Origin of the sequence: Pedobacter nototheniae (assembly GCF_004335085.1) — a bacterium.
Classification (GTDB): domain Bacteria; phylum Bacteroidota; class Bacteroidia; order Sphingobacteriales; family Sphingobacteriaceae; genus Pedobacter; species Pedobacter nototheniae.
In genome coordinates this window covers 45,903-61,484 of record NZ_RQRS01000024.1, presented here as the reverse complement: position 1 = coordinate 61,484, position 15,582 = coordinate 45,903, and the positions used below count along the sequence as shown (strand labels likewise).

Genomic DNA, 15,582 nt, shown 5'->3' with positions numbered 1-15,582 from the left:
TAAGATAGTGCTGGTAATTCTTACCATACATCAACAAAGAGTGTTAAGTTATTAGTGATATTTGTTTCATTAATAGAAAATAAAAAACTTATAATATGAGCTTAATAGATGCCCTAAACTGGCGTTATGCCGTTAAAAAAATGAATGGTCAGCCAGTTGATCAAGAAAAGGTTGATAAAATTATAGCCGCTGCGCATTTAGCGCCTACTTCATCTGGCTTACAACCTTTTAAAGTTATCGTGATTACGAACCAAGAGTTGAAAGAAAAAATTGCTCCAATTGCTTTTAACCAATCACAAATTATAGATTCTTCTCACCTATTGGTTTTTGCTGCTAGCGAAAATTATACGGAAGAAGGAATTGATAACGTTTTTAGCAGAATGAATGCTGAGCGTGGCTTACCTGAAAATGCAACTGATGCATATAAAGCACAGTTAAAAGGTATGATCTTATCAAGAACGGCTGAAGAAAACTTTAATCACGCTGCTCGCCAGGCTTACATTGGTTTTGGTATTGCAATTGCTGAGGCTGCAAGCTTACAGGTAGATGCTACTCCAATGGAAGGTTTTAATGGCCCTGAATTAGATAAATTATTAGGATTGGATAAACAAGGTTTACGTAGTGTTACTTTACTTCCTTTAGGGCATCGCGATGCTGAAGGTGATTGGTTAGTAAATCTTAAAAAAGTACGTACGCCTTTAAACGAGTTTTTAATTGAGTATAAATAATTTAACATTTTGCAGTTTTTATCATTGCATTAAAAAGGTTGCCCATAAAGCAACCTTTTTTTTTGTTTAAACGCTCATCATGCCTAACAAATCTTGAATTGGTTTAGCAACCTTTTTAATTCGCCAACAAGTCCAAACCACTGTTTCTTCTTTAAGCTCCCAATCGGCATGGTCAAGTTTTCGGGAGGCACAATCAAATCCTACCCACTTTCTTAAATAGAAAAATTGCAAGCCGACACTTTTGTTTCTTTTGGTGACAAAAGAAAAAGAAACCACCGTGGCAGAGAAAAAAGAATTGTCTTGCCAGACGGGCTTTGTACCTTTTTCTTAACAAAAAGGTACCCAAAAGTCAGGGCTTGCATCCTTTCTTGCATAGCAACATTATAATTCTGACTGCAGTAATATGAGGCTTAGCCCAACACGCAATCCTGCGCTCGCTGCATATTCCTTTGGTTATTCGTAAAACGGAGTAGGTACAAAGAATTCCAATGAGCTATTCTGCGAAATGCTGCTATGCCCAGGCGTAATCGGAGATGATAGTCATATAATTGAAGTTAGTTTAGCGATCGCGTATCCTCCCTTACAAGTCCAAACCAATGTTTTTTCTTTAAGCTCCCAATCGGCATGGTCAATTATTCCGGGAGCACAAGCAAAGCATACCTACGGCCTTAAATAGAAAAATTGCAAGCCGACACTTTGTTTCTTTTTGTGACAAAAGAAAAGAAGCCTCAGTAGCAGTGGAACTCCGCATTATTTTAATGTAAAAAAGTGTTAAACCTGATAACATTTTAGGTGCTCTATTTATAATTGGATATATTTACCTCTTAGTATTTAATTTCCAATTCATGAAGATTTTTAGAGTTTTATTAATATTAGTTGCCTTTATATCAGTACTAAACCTTAGTTCATCGGCACAAACCGATACCATTAGCATTAATACCATAATTAATAAAACCAATAAAGTTTTAAACGACTATCCTGCAGAAAAAATTTACTTGCATTTTGATAAGCCTTATTATGCCGTAGCAGATACCATCTGGTTTAAAGCTTATGTTACCGAGAATCAAAATTTTCTCTCAGGATTAAGTAAAATCATATATGTTGATGTAATCAATCAACGAGATTCACTTATTCAAACCATAAAATTACCCCTCACTGATGGCACAGCTAGTGGTAACATTCCATTAGATCAGGTAAATTATAAACAAGGCAATTATCATCTTCGTGCTTATACCATGTGGATGCTAAATGCAAGTGATCCAGCTTTTTTCAATAAAGCCTTTTTTGTGGGTGAGGCAATTGATAAAGAAGTTAAAACAAATATTACGCTGAAAAATTCTTCTACAGATAAACAGGAAAAGATTGATGCACGCGTCCAATTTAAAGATGCAAACAATAAACCATATGCCAACAGAAATGTAAGCTGGCAAGTGGTTACAAGCTATACTGTAATTGCTAAAGGTAGAGGAACTACAGATGCCAATGGCTTTTTAACTATTAATATGACAGCTAATCAAAAAGCTGAATATCAATTACAAAAGGGCCAATTAATTACCAGTATCAATACAACAGAAAAAGATGTAATTACTAATAGCTTTCCTTTAAAAACGGCTATTGTAAGTAAGGATATTCAGTTTTTCCCTGAGGGTGGCAAACTAGTTGCTGGGTTAACTACTAAAGTTGCCTTTAAAGCAATTAAAAGCGATGGTTTGGGTATTAGCGCTAAAGGTATTGTAACGGATAATGATGGGAAACAAGTAGCAGTTTTTACAGCTCAACATTTGGGCATGGGCACTTTTACATTAGCGGCCGAAGCTGGTAAAACCTATAAAGCTGCCGTAACTTATTCGGATGGTACAACGCAAAATGCTACATTGCCAGCTGTAGATGCTTCAGGTATTACCATTGTGGCCGACAATAGTAATCCAGAGAATATAATTGTAAAAATTGCTTCTAATGAGGTATTTTTTCAACAAAATCAAGGCAAGAAGTTTTACCTAATTGCACAAAGCAAAGGGGTTATTTGCTACGGCGCACAAACTGCACTTTCAAGTAAGGAATATTCTACATCTATTTTAAAATCTAAGTTTCCGGCAGGTATTGCTCAATTTACTCTATTTGCTGAAAACGGTAAACCCCTTAGTGAGCGAATTATTTTTGTACAACATAAAAGTGGTTTAACCTTAAATGTAACTAGTCCATTGCCAGCTTATGGCGTAAAGAAAAAGGTTAAAATTAATTTAGCGGCTAAAAAAGATGCATTACCAGTTGCAGGCAATTTCTCAGTTTCTGTTATTGATGAAACTAAAGTTCCTTTTAATGAAGATGGAGCCAGCACCATTTTTACTGGCTTATTATTGAGTAGTGATGTTAAAGGTTACATTGAAAAACCTAATTATTACTTTAACAATACCGATGCTAAGAAGAGTGCAGATTTAGATGTTCTTTTGTTAACTCAGGGTTACCGTAGTTATTCTTATACTGATATTATTGCAGGCAAATTACCTAAAGTTGATTTTTTACCTGAGCAAGGTATTGAGGTAACAGGTATTTTAAGAATGGCTAATGGTATTCCGGTAAGAAAAGGAGCGCTTTTATTAACAGTTCCTGATAAACGCCTTAATTTAGAAGGCACTACAGATCCAGTTGGCAATTTTAAATTTTCTAACCTTGTTTTTAACGATTCATCTAAGGTTACCATTACTGCAAAATATAATACAAACTATAAGGCGATGGTAATTAGTTTAAATGGATCGCCTACCCCAACCATTAGCAGAAGCTTAAATGCACCTGAAGAAGTTTTAAATATAGATAGTGCCTTAACAACCTATCTGGCAAATAGTCAAAAACAATATTCTTATCTGCATACATTGAAAGATATTACCATTAAAGGTGCAGCAATACCTAAGGTAAGCCATAAAGATTACCCTGCATTAACTGGATTAAGTCAAATAGCCGATCATGAAATTTCTGGAGATAGACTTACAGGCTGTAATTTATTAATTAATTGCCTGCAAACTATGCTTCCGGGGGTAACGTTTGTGGATAATAATTTTTATGTTTCTAGAGATTATAACGCTGGCAAAAAAATACCGATGGGCGTATTTATAAATGGAATGATGATGGATGTAAACCAACTGAATACGCTAGAAGCTGGCAATATAGAATCAGTAGAAGTATTTTTAAGAGATGAACTTGGTCTTGTAAACAGGGCAAACAACGTAAATGGCGTTATTGTGGTTAATCAGAAAAAAGCTCCAAAGGGTACTAAGATTTCGAAAAGTCAATTGCTAGATATGTTACCTAAAAATTACGAAATTACATTTTCGCCACAGGGTTATAATAAAGATCGTCAATTTTATGTGCCAAAATATGATGTGCCAGCGAACTTAAACCGTAATGATTTAAGAACAACAATTTACTGGAATCCTAAAGTAATAACAGATGCAAGTGGAAATGCTTCTTTTGAGTTTTACAATGCTGATGGCAGAGGACAGTATAAAGTTGTAGTTGAAGGAATTGATGGAAGTGGCAATTTAGGTCGCTCGGTTTTTAAATATACTGTAAAGTAATATTTAGTTTATATATTTTCTACACAATGCCGGATGTTTTCACCCGGCATTTTTTTTTAATTCTTCTCCACCTAATCTTATATTTTAAAGAACAATAAGCAGAATAAGAATATTTCCACTTTAAATTCGAAGTATAGATTTATACAAATTCTCAGCAGAATTATTATTTTTGATATAAAATCATCCCATATGAAACAGCTCTGCGTATTGGCTATTGCCACAATTCTATCATTAAACGTTTATGCTCAATCCAAAACCAATCTGAAATTGGATATCATCCAAAAGATTAATGGAGAGGAACTAAAAGGGAAAGTAACTAAAATAACTCCCGATGATGTTTCTTTTGTATACCAAGGTGAAACCTTAGAGTATGTATTAAAAAAATCAGAAATTTTAAAAATTATTCATGCCAGTGGCAGAGTGGAAATCTTTAATCAGCAATCTTTACCTGCACAAGAACGTCAAAAAGATGTAGTATCCATGTCTGCAACACCTGTAGATCACCACAATAAAATTGCCATTTTACCTTTCACTTTCCTTATGGATAACCAGCAAGGCGCTGATCAAGTTGGCTACAAGGCACAAGAAGATGCTTATGGAATATTAAGTCAACATTCAGCTGGTTACACTATTCTTGATCCGAGAACAACCAACGCAATGCTTATTCAGGCAGGTGTAACCAAAGAAAAGCTAATGGGCTTTACGATGAAGAATATCTGCGATATTTTGGGCGTCGAATACATTATAGATGGTGCGGTTTTACAAACTAAAGGTTATCAAACCAGTTATTCGGGCGGTAGTTCGGATACCAAAGTTAAAAGAGATGATGGGGACAAGGTTAAAGGTGTTTCGAGCTCTAATTCTAGCTATAGCAATGCTGCCCAACGTTATGAGGTAAGTGTAAGCTTGCATATTTATATGGATAATAACGCCAGTATTTACAACCAAAGCCACAAAGCATTTTTCACTAATGTAGATGGTTCTTACAGCAATCCGTTAGAATATTTATTAAAAAGATGTCCTCTATATAGAAAATAATCTGGATAAATATTAAAAAACTATTTTCATTTTAGGTCGAAAAGCTGCATTTAACAGAAGTAATTGCAGCTTTTTTGTTATTTAACCTCGTAAGGCAAAGGCTCCCCTTTTAAGCCTGCAATAATATTTTTCGCAATAATATTGGCCATTGCTGTCCTGGTTTCTATTGTTGCCGAACCTATATGTGGTAGTATAGCTACATTTTCCATATTTAATAAAGGATTGTCTTTTTGCATAGGCTCAGGATTGGTTACGTCCAAACCGGCACCCCATATTTCTCCTATTTGTAAAGCCTCCAGTAAATCACTTTCGTTATGAATTCCTCCTCTAGCGGTATTAATGAAGATAGAAGATGGTTTCATTTGTTTAAAAACTGTCGATGTAAATTTATCTTTAGTTTCGGGAGTTAGTGCAGTATGAACCGAGAGTATATCGCTTTGCGCTAAAAGTTCTTCAAAGGAAACATATTTTGCTCCAATGGCTTTCTCAGCTTCATCATTGCGATTTCTATTATGATAAATTACAGGCATTTGGTAAGCGCCAATACATTTTTTAGCCATCTCCAGCCCTATTTTCCCCATACCAAAAATACCTAGTGTTTTGCCGTTTAACTCAACGCCTAATTCTCGTACAGGTTCATAATTACGCCATTGCCCGTTAATAATTTTTTTATGAAGATAAAATGCTTTTCTTGAAACAGCAAGCATTAACAAAAAGGCGGTATCTGCCGTGGCGCCACTTAAAACACCTGGTGTGTTACCAATTGGGATGTTTAATTTTTTTGCTTCTTTAATATCTACTTTATCAAAACCTACGGAGTGCAATGCTATTACTTTTAAATGCTTGCAGGCATTTAAAAAGTCTGCGTTGATTTTGTTAGGACCAACACTAATTAGGGCATCGTTTTGTTTACAAGCATTAATCAATTCTTCTGCTGTAATTTGTCTGCCCTCTTTCCATTGGGTAATGGAGATATTGTTTTCTTCGAGTAGTTTTATGCCGCTTTCGGCTATGTTGCCGCTTATAAATACTTTCATCATATTTTAACAAAGGTAGTTTTATTGAAGTTTTATTAATCGTCATTTTTTTTACTACTCTTTTAATTTACTAATAAATTTAAAGTACTGTTTCTTCGTTAAGCCCCAAATCGGCATAGTCAATTATTCGGGTAGCACAGTCTAATCCCACCCACTGCCTTAAACAGAAAAATTGCAAGCCGACAATTTTTGGTTCTTTTTGTTGTCAAAAAGAATAAAGCCACCGCGGCAGCGGAATAAAGATTTGTCTTGCCAGACAGGCTTCGTACCTTTTTCTTAACAAAAAGGTACCCAAAAGTCAAGGCTGGCACCCTTTCTTACATAGCACCATTATAATTCTGACTGCAGTAATATGAGGCTTAGCCCAAAACACAATCCTGCGCCCGCTGCATATTCCTTTGGTTATTCGTAAAACGAATTAAGTACAAGAATTATAATGAGCTATGCTGCGAAATGCTGCTATGCCTGGCGTAATCGGGAAGGATAGTGATTTTAATTAAAGTTAGTTTAGCGATTGCTTAAAACACTAACAAATCCAAACCACTGTTTCTTCGTTAAGCTCCCAATCGGCATGGTCAATTATTCGGGAAGCACAATCCAAGCCTACCCACTACCTTAAACAGAAAAATTGCAAGCCGACAATTTTTGGTTCTTTTTGTTGTCAAAAAGAATAAAGCCACCGCGGCAGCGGAATAAAGATTTGTCTTGCCAGACGGGCGTAATCGGAAAAGATGGTAAATAATTGAAAGTTAGTTTAGCGATCGCTTAAAACACTAACAAGTCCAAACCACTGTTTCTTCGTTAAGCTCCCAATCGGCATGGTCAATTATTCGGGAAGCACAATCAAAGCCCACTCACTACCTTAAACAGAAAAATTGCGAGCCGACAATTTTTGGTTCTTTTTGTTGTCAAAAAGAATAAGGCCCCCGCGGCAGCGGAAAACATTGTCTTGCCAGACAGGCATCGTACCTTTTTCTTAACAAAAAGGTAACCAAAAGTCAAGGCTGGCACCCTTCTTGCATAGCAGCATTATAATTCTTAAAGCAGTAATATGAGGCTTAACCCAATTCGCAATCCCAACCCTCGCTGCATATTCCTTTGGTTATTCGGATAATGAAAATAAGTACAAGAATTATAATGAGCTATCCTGCGAAATGCTGCTATGCCTGGGCGTAATCGGAAAAGATGGTAAATAATTGAAAGTTAGTTTAGCGATCGCTTAAAATACTAACAAGTCCAAACTACTGTTTCTTCGTTAAGCTTCCAATCGGCATGGTCAATTATTCGGGAAGCACAATCCAAGCCTACCCACTGCCTTAAACAGAAAAATTGCAAGCCGACAATTTTTGGTTCTTTTTGTTGTCAAAAAGAATAAAGCCACCGCGGCGGCGGAATAAAGATTTGTCTTGCCAGACGGGACAGCGGAAAAGAAGAATTATTTAATAAATTACCAGAAATAAACTCATGGTTAATAAACAAACGATTTTAACCCTCAAACTAATTAAGGTACAGTGATACTAATTTTCTGATAAGTATGAGCAGAAAAATAGCCCAAAGCATTATTTGAAATGTTCGAAGTAGGATTTGACGGAGTTGTTCCCTGATTTGGTCCTCTACCAGATTGTTGACTCAAAGCATACCAATATTTAAAAATATTAACATCAATACATTCCATTTCTACACTCACTTTATCTCCAGTTTTAAGTCCATCATCATTATCATCACTTTCTTCATAATACAATTGCAAACGAAGTTTATTTCCATTGGTTAAGCGATCATCATTTACATAAACACGATTAGAAAGCACGCCATTTACATATAAATAGAAGTGGTAATAATTTGCATCCATTACAGGGTCGACAAGATAAGCCGCAGCAGTTTTACGTTCTTTACCAAAAAAGCTATTGCTAATAACGCCAACAGAATCTAATTTAACGGTTTGTGGCATTGTAGAGCTAGCTGTATAACTTTTACTTTCGGCATTTACCTTTAAGCTATACGTTAAACCAGGAATCCCCCTCATTCTATTGATGTATAAACCCGGTTCTTTTTCTACAAAAACATAGTTGACACCCTTGCTATCGGTTACCGTTACGGTTGCTCCACTTACTTTAGGATAAATACTTTGATCGCTATAGCCTACAGATTTAGTAATTCTTATTTGCTGATCTGCCAATTTATCGCTGATATTCGCTTCAATAACCATTTGTGCTTCAGCATTATCAGTGTTAATACTAATAATTTTCTTGCACGAAGTTAAACACAAACAAAGGATGGCAAAATATAGAGTTAATGTTTTCATGTTGCTAAAATTTAAAGTTCCAGGTTACAGATGGAATCATTCCAAAGAGCGAAGTTTGTTCGGCTACTGTTTTTGTTGAATCTTTTGGATCGTTAATAAACTCAATTGAGTATGGATTTTTGCGTCCAAGAGCATTATAAATTCCAAAATTCCAGCTAGATTGATAGCGTCCTGTATGCTTGCCTTCTAGTGTAGCGCTTAAATCAAGACGCATATTGTATGGCATTCTTCCTGCATTTCTTTGGGTATAATAGTACATAGTTTGGTTGCCTACGCTGTATTTGCCTGCCGGAAAAGTAACGGCATTACCTGTACTGTAAATAAAACTCGAAGAGAATGTCCAGCGTTTATTCAAATTATAAATCCCTACAACAGATATATCGTGGGTTCTATCCTGACGAGCTGGAAAATAATTTCCGTTATTTAATTCTGCAAATTTTCTTTCGGTACGAGAAAGTGTATAACCAACCCAACCATTTAACTTTCCAAATTTCTTTTTGAAAAATAGTTCCATTCCGTAAGCTCTTCCAGTGCCATAAAGCAATTCTGACTCCACATTAGAATTGGCAATTAACTGTGCTGCATTTTTATAATCTATTTGATTCTGCATCCATTTATAATAGATTTCGCCTGAAAGTTCATAATTATTTTCCTCCAGGTTTTTAAAATAACCTAAAGCAATCTGATCGGCAATTTCAGGTTTAATATTATTGCTGCTTAACACATATTGATCTGTTGGCGAACTTGATGTAGCATTAGTTAAAATGTGAATGTTTTGTGTGTTTCGATTGTATGAAGCTTTAATAGAATTTTGCTCATTAAATAAATAGCTTACCGAAAAGCGAGGTTCTAAATTAAGATAGTTTTTATAAAACTTGCCACTTTCTACATGATCTATCTTACTGATATTCCCATTCTCATCGTATTTACCAAAATTAACCGGCCCCATTAAAGAAAATGCAGACAAACGTACTCCGTACAGAAAATTTAATTTATCGTTCACTGCCCACTCATCAGAAATGTAAATAGCAGATTCGAGACCATAACGTTTTTCTTGTGTTAATGAATTTACTTGCGATTCTTGCGAGGTGGAGGTAATATCTATTGGAGAAATACGATGTTGGGTAGAATTTAAACCAAATCGAAGCGTGTGTTTATTACTAAAATATTGAAAATCCTCTTTAAAGTTAAAATCCCTTACTAAAGAAGTTGCCTTAAAATTGGTTGCATCATTAAGCAAGCGAACCGTATAATTATAGTTATTGTAAATTAAAGAGGTATTTGAAAATAACCTTGCATTAAAAATGTGATTTAAGCGAATGGTAGTGGTTACATTGCCCCAATTATTTTCAAAAAGATCTTTCACCCCAATATTATCCTTCCCGAAATACCCAGAAATGTAAATAGTGTTTTTATCGTTTATTTTATAATTGGCTTTCGCATTAATATCATAAAAATTTAAAGTGCTTCCATTTATGGATGAATCTGGGGAGGCTTTTAGAAACAAATCAATATAAGTTCTGCGAAAGCTAACCATAAAAGAACCTCTATCCTTTACAATTGGTCCCTCGGCCTTTAATCGTGAGGCGATTAAGCCAATGCCACCCTGAAATTTAAATTCCTTATTATTTCCGTCGTCCATTTTAACATCTAAAACAGAAGATAAACGACCACCATATTGCGCTGGCATACCACCTTTATATAGGCTTACATCTTTAATTGCATCGGCATTAAAGGTAGAGAAGAAACCAAGTAAATGCGATGAATTATATACAACCGCCTCATCAAGCATAATTAAATTCTGATCTGCGGCACCACCTCTAACATAAAAACCGGTATTGCCCTCTCCACCAGATTTTACACCTGGTAATAGCTGAATTGTTTTTAAAACATCTTTTTCGCCCAATAAAACTGGAATAGAATTAAGCGATTTCATATCTACTCTTTCTAACCCCATTTGTGCGCTTTTCACATTTTCATTTTTGCGATTGCTGGCACTTACCACTACTTCTCCTAGTTCATTTGCACTTTTTAACTCCTCATTTAGCTTAATATCCTTGTCTAAATTAATGCTTTTAGTAATGGAATTATAGCCTGTATAACTGATAGTTACCGTATAAGTACCAGCTGGTTGCGATAAAGCATAATAGCCATAACCATTAGTTTGTGTGCCTGCTGTAGTGTTTCCCGCTAATTTAATTGTTGCACCAATTAAGGTTTCTCCAGTACTGGCATCGCGAATGGTACCACTTAAAGTAAACTTATTTTGTGCAATTGAAGAACTACCTAAAAGGAAAAGCAAGAAAAAGGGTAAGTAAAATTTTAAGGGCATATCTAACGAGAATCTTATTGAGATTGATGCCAAATGTACGAATTACAACTTCTTAAAAAACATAAATGCAAGACATTGAATGTTAAATAGCGCCTTTTAACCTAACAAATTATGTAAAATTTACTTAGCAGGATAAATACCGATATGATGCGAACGCAAAAGATAAGGACTTACTTGATCCTGACCGGCCTTTTGGAAACTTATTAACTTTGAGGGTTGCTTTGGCATGTGGCAGTCAATACAATTATCTTTTAAAACCCCTTTAGCTAAGGTAATTGCACTATGTTGGGTTGTTTGGTGGCAGCTTATGCAACGTTGACTATAAAGTTGCATATTCCCTTTAACACTTTCGTGCGTATTATGGCAAGATTGGCAAGTCATGGTTTCACTTTTCCGATAGCACATACTGCCCATTAACATGGCGGTTTGGTTGCCGTGCACATCTGGATTAGCTCCTCCAAAGGAAACAAAATCCTGAAAATAATAAGCATCGAGATCATCGCCGGGCTGGAAACCAAAAACCGATTGCTGGGGTAAAACATTATTTCCAGAATGGCATACGCCACAGGCGTCCATTTTTTGCTTGCGGCTTAATGTTTTATAAATGGTTATAAATTTAGCTTTCTTTTCTTCAGGATTTTCCATGTGAAAAACAACATGTTGCTTGCCTGGCCCATGACAGCGCTCGCAATCTATCCCATAAATTAAGGATCCCTTTTCCATTTCTTCATCCAAAACCAAAGAGGTTTTTTGGGTAATCTTTTTTTCTACGTAACTGCCGTGACACTCCAAACAACGACTAGTTATGCCACGACTATAATAAATTTTATCCATTGGAAAACCAGGACTATTTGCCCAGTTATTTATAGATGAAAAATAAGACAGCGGCAATTCAAATAGCTTCTTGTCTTTCCAGTAGCCATAAGTAAAGGCTTTTTCTCCTGATCCAAATTGAATATCAAAACGCTCTGCATGGGTTTTCTTTCCATTTTCATAAGCAACCTGATATATTCCATCTTTTCTTTTTTCCACTACAACACGCATATGGTCGTTATAAGAAAAGGAGTTAGAATCTGGTGCAAAAACTTTTAATAAATCTTTATTAACGATTGGTTTAGAGGTTAAACCGTGCGGACTGTGCGCATAAGATTGAGAAAGAGCCGCATGGCATTTTATGCACGTTGCGGCTCCGGTATAATTTTCTCCCCGAATATCTTTTGGCAATTTATCGGCTACGCTCATACATCTCGATAAAATAATAACGGCCACAACAATGGTAGCAAAGATAATGAGGATGCGCTTAAAGCCTTTCAAGGGATGTTTTGTTATTTTAAAAACTGAATATAGCTAAAATTATAACCACCTGTATCTGTTATCACTCTTATGCTTTGCTTACCGGCATTTAATGGAATATTTTTAATTTCGAAGGGTATAAAGGTTTTGCTATTTCCTGTATTTGGGATACTAATGTCGCTTGCTACAATTTTACCATTTACGGCTATTGATATTTTCCCTTCATTTTGACTGGAAGCCGTATTTAATTTTAAGTTATAATTTCCTTTCTTCTCTACTGAAACGGTGTATTGCAACCACTCTCCTTTTTCAATATTGGTTACATAATACTTTTCATACTTTGTAGAATCCTTTAAAATATCAACACCATCATTACGATAAATGCGACCACGGTTGCCTGCACCTCTTTTCCCTGTAGATACATGATAATCGGCGGTATCGGTATCGAAATAAGCATAACCATTTCTTCCTAAATCGTAATCTACAGCGTTAATTATTGTATTATTTTTTATCAAATTAGCTTTAAAAGGCTTGGTTTCGGTAGAAAATGGCTGACGGATCATGGCATCAATCACATCTTTATGGATAATTGTATTTTCTAATTTCACATAGGTAGCCAATTCCATTAAGCCGCTGTAAACATTGCTTTCTTTTGGTTTATTGCCACCTTCATTCATATACCTAACCACACTATCGTAATTTGGATTAGATTTTATTTCCATTGGATTATTGAACCCAATCTTTTTTAGGGGCCACCATGACCAGCCTATATTATTTTTTTCTAAAAGCTGAATAGCATCGGTGAACCAAACATTAGAATTTTCTCCAGTTTCGCCCAACCATACCGGAACATTTTGTTCATCTCTAGCTTTTATTATATGCGCAATGGAAGCCTCATCATTATAATTCCAGTATTTATGATAACTCAAAACCATATTTTTATCCCAAACCGGAAAAATACCATTGTAATTATTACCCCATCCATTGCCCTCAATAATGATAATGTGTTTCTGATCTACTTTACGAATGGCTTCAGTAATATCAACCATCAGTTTTTTTAAAGGAGCATTTAATTTTTCTTTAGTCCCGTTTTTATCTTCTTCTAAATTCTGGAAGCCCCAATTTGGTTCATTTAAAATATCATAAGCACCAATGTAAGGCTCATTTTTATAGCGCTCGGCTAGTTTTACCCAAAGTGCAATGGTTTTTTGCTGGTTGGCTTCACTATCCCAAAGGGATGGCTTTGAAGGATCTCTATCTGCAATATTTAAATCGCTCCCTTGCCCACCAGGTGCCGCATGTAAATCTAAAATTAAGTACATATTGTTGGCCTTACACCAAGAAAGCAAACTATCTGTTAAAGCAAATCCTTTTTCCAACCACGTGTTTTGCCCCGCAACAGGCTCTTTATCAACAGGCAAGGTGTACAAATTATAATGTATTGGTAAGCGAACGGAATTAAAGCCCCATGCTTTTAAAGAGTCTATATCTATTTTACGGGTATGATTGCTTAACCATGCATCATAAAATTCTTGCGTTTGCTTGGTGCCCATTAAATCTTCCAAACGTTCGCGAATTCTATATTGCTGTGCATCTTTATTAATTTTAAGCATATAGCCTTCTTGCAACATCCAACCACCTAAACCAATGCCCCGAAGCAGAACATTTTCACCTTTTTCATTTATTATTTTTTTGCCTTCAACTTTTAGAAAACCTTGAGCGAAGCCGTTTAAAGATAGTGTAACAAGTAAAAAAAGGAAGCTTAATAATTTTGAAGCATTTAAACTAAAAACGGAGCGAATCTTGATTGTTTTTTGTGACATAAGAAATTTTGATTACGTAAAATATAAAACGGGATTAATAAATAGCTACCAAATATAAGTTCCAACAGCGCCTTTATCCAGATTTGCAGCAAGTATTTTGCCTTTAAAACTAATATTGAATTTTGCTGTTTCTTTGCCGGTATTGGCTACAATAAGCACCATTTTACCGTCGGGAGTTTTAAAAGCAACGTTAGATAAATCGTTAAATTCAGTAGATGAAATACGTACCGAACCTGGACGAACAAATTTTGAAGCATGCGCAACAGAGTAATAAGCAAGGTTTCTACTCACTACATCTTTATCAATGGTAACTGCGCCTTGGCAAGTTGGGCATCCACCTCTATCTGTAAAAGGTTTATTTTCAGAATCGGCTGCTAAATTCCATTCCAATACATTGCGACTCCAGTTTCTGGTTGCACCAATAATTAACCTTTTAACAGGACCTGTAATATTAATATTTGTACTTCCGGGACGGTCAACAACCATTTGCTCAGAAAAATAAATGTTTTTATTGGGGTGTGCATTATGTACATCCGTTAATGCTTCTATTTTACCACCATATAAATGAAATGCAGAGCCATCAATATATTTAGCCGCCTGTGGATCATTTAAAATTGTAATGGGGTAATCCGGTCGATCGGCATTATGATCGTAAATAATAATTTTAGTTTTAATCCCTGCCTTTGCAAATGCAGGTCCGAGGTTATTTTTAACAAATGTAGCCTGTTCTGGTGCTGGCATTAGCAAACTTGGATTATTTCCAGGATGGAGTGGTTCATTTTGAACGGTAACAGCATCTATAACAATACCTTCTTTTTTCATTTCTTGCACATAGCGCACAAAGTATTTAGCATAGGCATCATAATATTCGGGCTTTAACATACCGCCTCGGGCATCGTAAGTGGTTTTCATCCATAAAGGAGGAGACCATGGCGAACCCAATATTTTAATTTTAGGATTAATTGCCAGAATTTCCTTCATTACTGGAATCACATCATTTTTATCTAAACCTAAATCAAATTTACTTTGCTGTAAATCTGTTTGCCCTTCAGGAAGATCATTATAAGAGAACACTTTTTCATTTAAATCTGATGCACCAATGCTTAAACGGATATAACTTACACCAATGTTATTCCCATCGGTTGCAAATAATTCTTTAAGTAATGCGGCTCTTGCCCCAGCAGACATATTGATAATGTGCTGAGCGCTACCACCTGTTAATGAATATCCAAAACCATCAATGGATTGAAAAATCTCCTCATCATTAACCAAAATAGTAGGCTGATTATTTTTTTCTGTAGTGAACTTTAATGGAAGATCTTGTTTCGCAAATAAAATAGATTTATCAGCTTTTGTGAGCCAAAGCTGTGGGGTAGTTTGTGCCTGACTGGAAAAGGATAATGTAGCCAATAAGCATGTTAATGGGAGAACGAAAAGTTTGTTTATCATCATAAAAA

9 protein-coding genes are annotated in these 15,582 nt (G+C 35.6%); 3 read left to right on the top strand and 6 right to left on the bottom strand.

The features are described 5' to 3' along the window. Positions 1-95 precede the first annotated feature (95 nt). The 3 genes from EHC72_RS18540 (at position 96) to EHC72_RS18530 (ending at position 5,338) form a co-directional block, all read left to right on the top strand. Positions 96-728, top strand: a complete 633-nt coding sequence (locus tag EHC72_RS18540; RefSeq protein WP_131539200.1) for a nitroreductase family protein — start codon at positions 96-98, stop codon at positions 726-728. A gap of 845 nt (positions 729-1,573) precedes the next feature. Continuing rightward, on the top strand, positions 1,574-4,300 hold the full coding sequence (locus tag EHC72_RS18535) for a peptidase associated/transthyretin-like domain-containing protein (RefSeq protein ID WP_246029463.1): 2,727 nt from the start codon (positions 1,574-1,576) through the stop codon (positions 4,298-4,300). 189 nt (positions 4,301-4,489) lie between these two features. Beyond that, positions 4,490-5,338, top strand: a complete 849-nt coding sequence (locus tag EHC72_RS18530) for a hypothetical protein (RefSeq protein WP_131539199.1) — start codon at positions 4,490-4,492, stop codon at positions 5,336-5,338. A 77-nt stretch (positions 5,339-5,415) separates the two neighbouring features. On the opposite strand, the gene EHC72_RS18525 is transcribed toward EHC72_RS18530, so the two are convergent. From EHC72_RS18525 to EHC72_RS18500, 6 genes are all read right to left on the bottom strand, one after another. Then, on the bottom strand, positions 5,416-6,378 hold the full coding sequence (locus tag EHC72_RS18525) for a 2-hydroxyacid dehydrogenase (protein WP_317126358.1): 963 nt from the start codon (positions 6,376-6,378) through the stop codon (positions 5,416-5,418). Positions 6,379-7,876: 1,498 nt separating this feature from the next. Beyond that, positions 7,877-8,677, bottom strand: coding sequence for a DUF4249 domain-containing protein (locus EHC72_RS18520; protein WP_131539198.1), 801 nt, complete (start codon positions 8,675-8,677; stop codon positions 7,877-7,879). Between the two features lie 4 nt (positions 8,678-8,681). Beyond that, on the bottom strand, positions 8,682-11,009 hold the full coding sequence (locus tag EHC72_RS18515) for a TonB-dependent receptor (RefSeq protein WP_131539197.1): 2,328 nt from the start codon (positions 11,007-11,009) through the stop codon (positions 8,682-8,684). 120 nt (positions 11,010-11,129) lie between these two features. Further along, positions 11,130-12,251 carry a multiheme c-type cytochrome gene (locus EHC72_RS18510; RefSeq protein ID WP_131539196.1) on the bottom strand — a complete coding sequence of 374 codons (1,122 nt, stop codon included), beginning with the start codon at positions 12,249-12,251 and terminating at the stop codon, positions 11,130-11,132. Between the two features lie 83 nt (positions 12,252-12,334). Continuing rightward, positions 12,335-14,125 carry a cellulase family glycosylhydrolase gene (locus EHC72_RS18505; RefSeq protein WP_131539195.1) on the bottom strand — a complete coding sequence of 597 codons (1,791 nt, stop codon included), beginning with the start codon at positions 14,123-14,125 and terminating at the stop codon, positions 12,335-12,337. A 45-nt stretch (positions 14,126-14,170) separates the two neighbouring features. Next, the gene (locus EHC72_RS18500) at positions 14,171-15,577 is read right to left on the bottom strand and encodes a glycoside hydrolase family 30 protein (protein WP_131539194.1); all 1,407 of its coding nucleotides are present in this window, start codon (positions 15,575-15,577) and stop codon (positions 14,171-14,173) included. Positions 15,578-15,582 lie beyond the last annotated feature (5 nt).

Excerpts from the sequence above, each read along its gene's own strand:
- EHC72_RS18535 (WP_246029463.1), top strand. The coding sequence starts at position 1,574 with ATGAAGATTTTTAGAGTTTTATTAATATTAGTTGCCTTTATATCAGTA.
- EHC72_RS18520 (WP_131539198.1), bottom strand. The coding sequence starts at position 8,677 with ATGAAAACATTAACTCTATATTTTGCCATCCTTTGTTTGTGTTTAACT.
- EHC72_RS18510 (WP_131539196.1), bottom strand. The coding sequence starts at position 12,251 with ATGAGCGTAGCCGATAAATTGCCAAAAGATATTCGGGGAGAAAATTAT.
- EHC72_RS18525 (WP_317126358.1), bottom strand. The coding sequence starts at position 6,378 with ATGATGAAAGTATTTATAAGCGGCAACATAGCCGAAAGCGGCATAAAA.
- EHC72_RS18515 (WP_131539197.1), bottom strand. The coding sequence starts at position 11,009 with ATGCCCTTAAAATTTTACTTACCCTTTTTCTTGCTTTTCCTTTTAGGT.
- EHC72_RS18530 (WP_131539199.1), top strand. The coding sequence starts at position 4,490 with ATGAAACAGCTCTGCGTATTGGCTATTGCCACAATTCTATCATTAAAC.
- EHC72_RS18540 (WP_131539200.1), top strand. The coding sequence starts at position 96 with ATGAGCTTAATAGATGCCCTAAACTGGCGTTATGCCGTTAAAAAAATG.
- EHC72_RS18500 (WP_131539194.1), bottom strand. The coding sequence starts at position 15,577 with ATGATGATAAACAAACTTTTCGTTCTCCCATTAACATGCTTATTGGCT.
- EHC72_RS18505 (WP_131539195.1), bottom strand. The coding sequence starts at position 14,125 with ATGTCACAAAAAACAATCAAGATTCGCTCCGTTTTTAGTTTAAATGCT.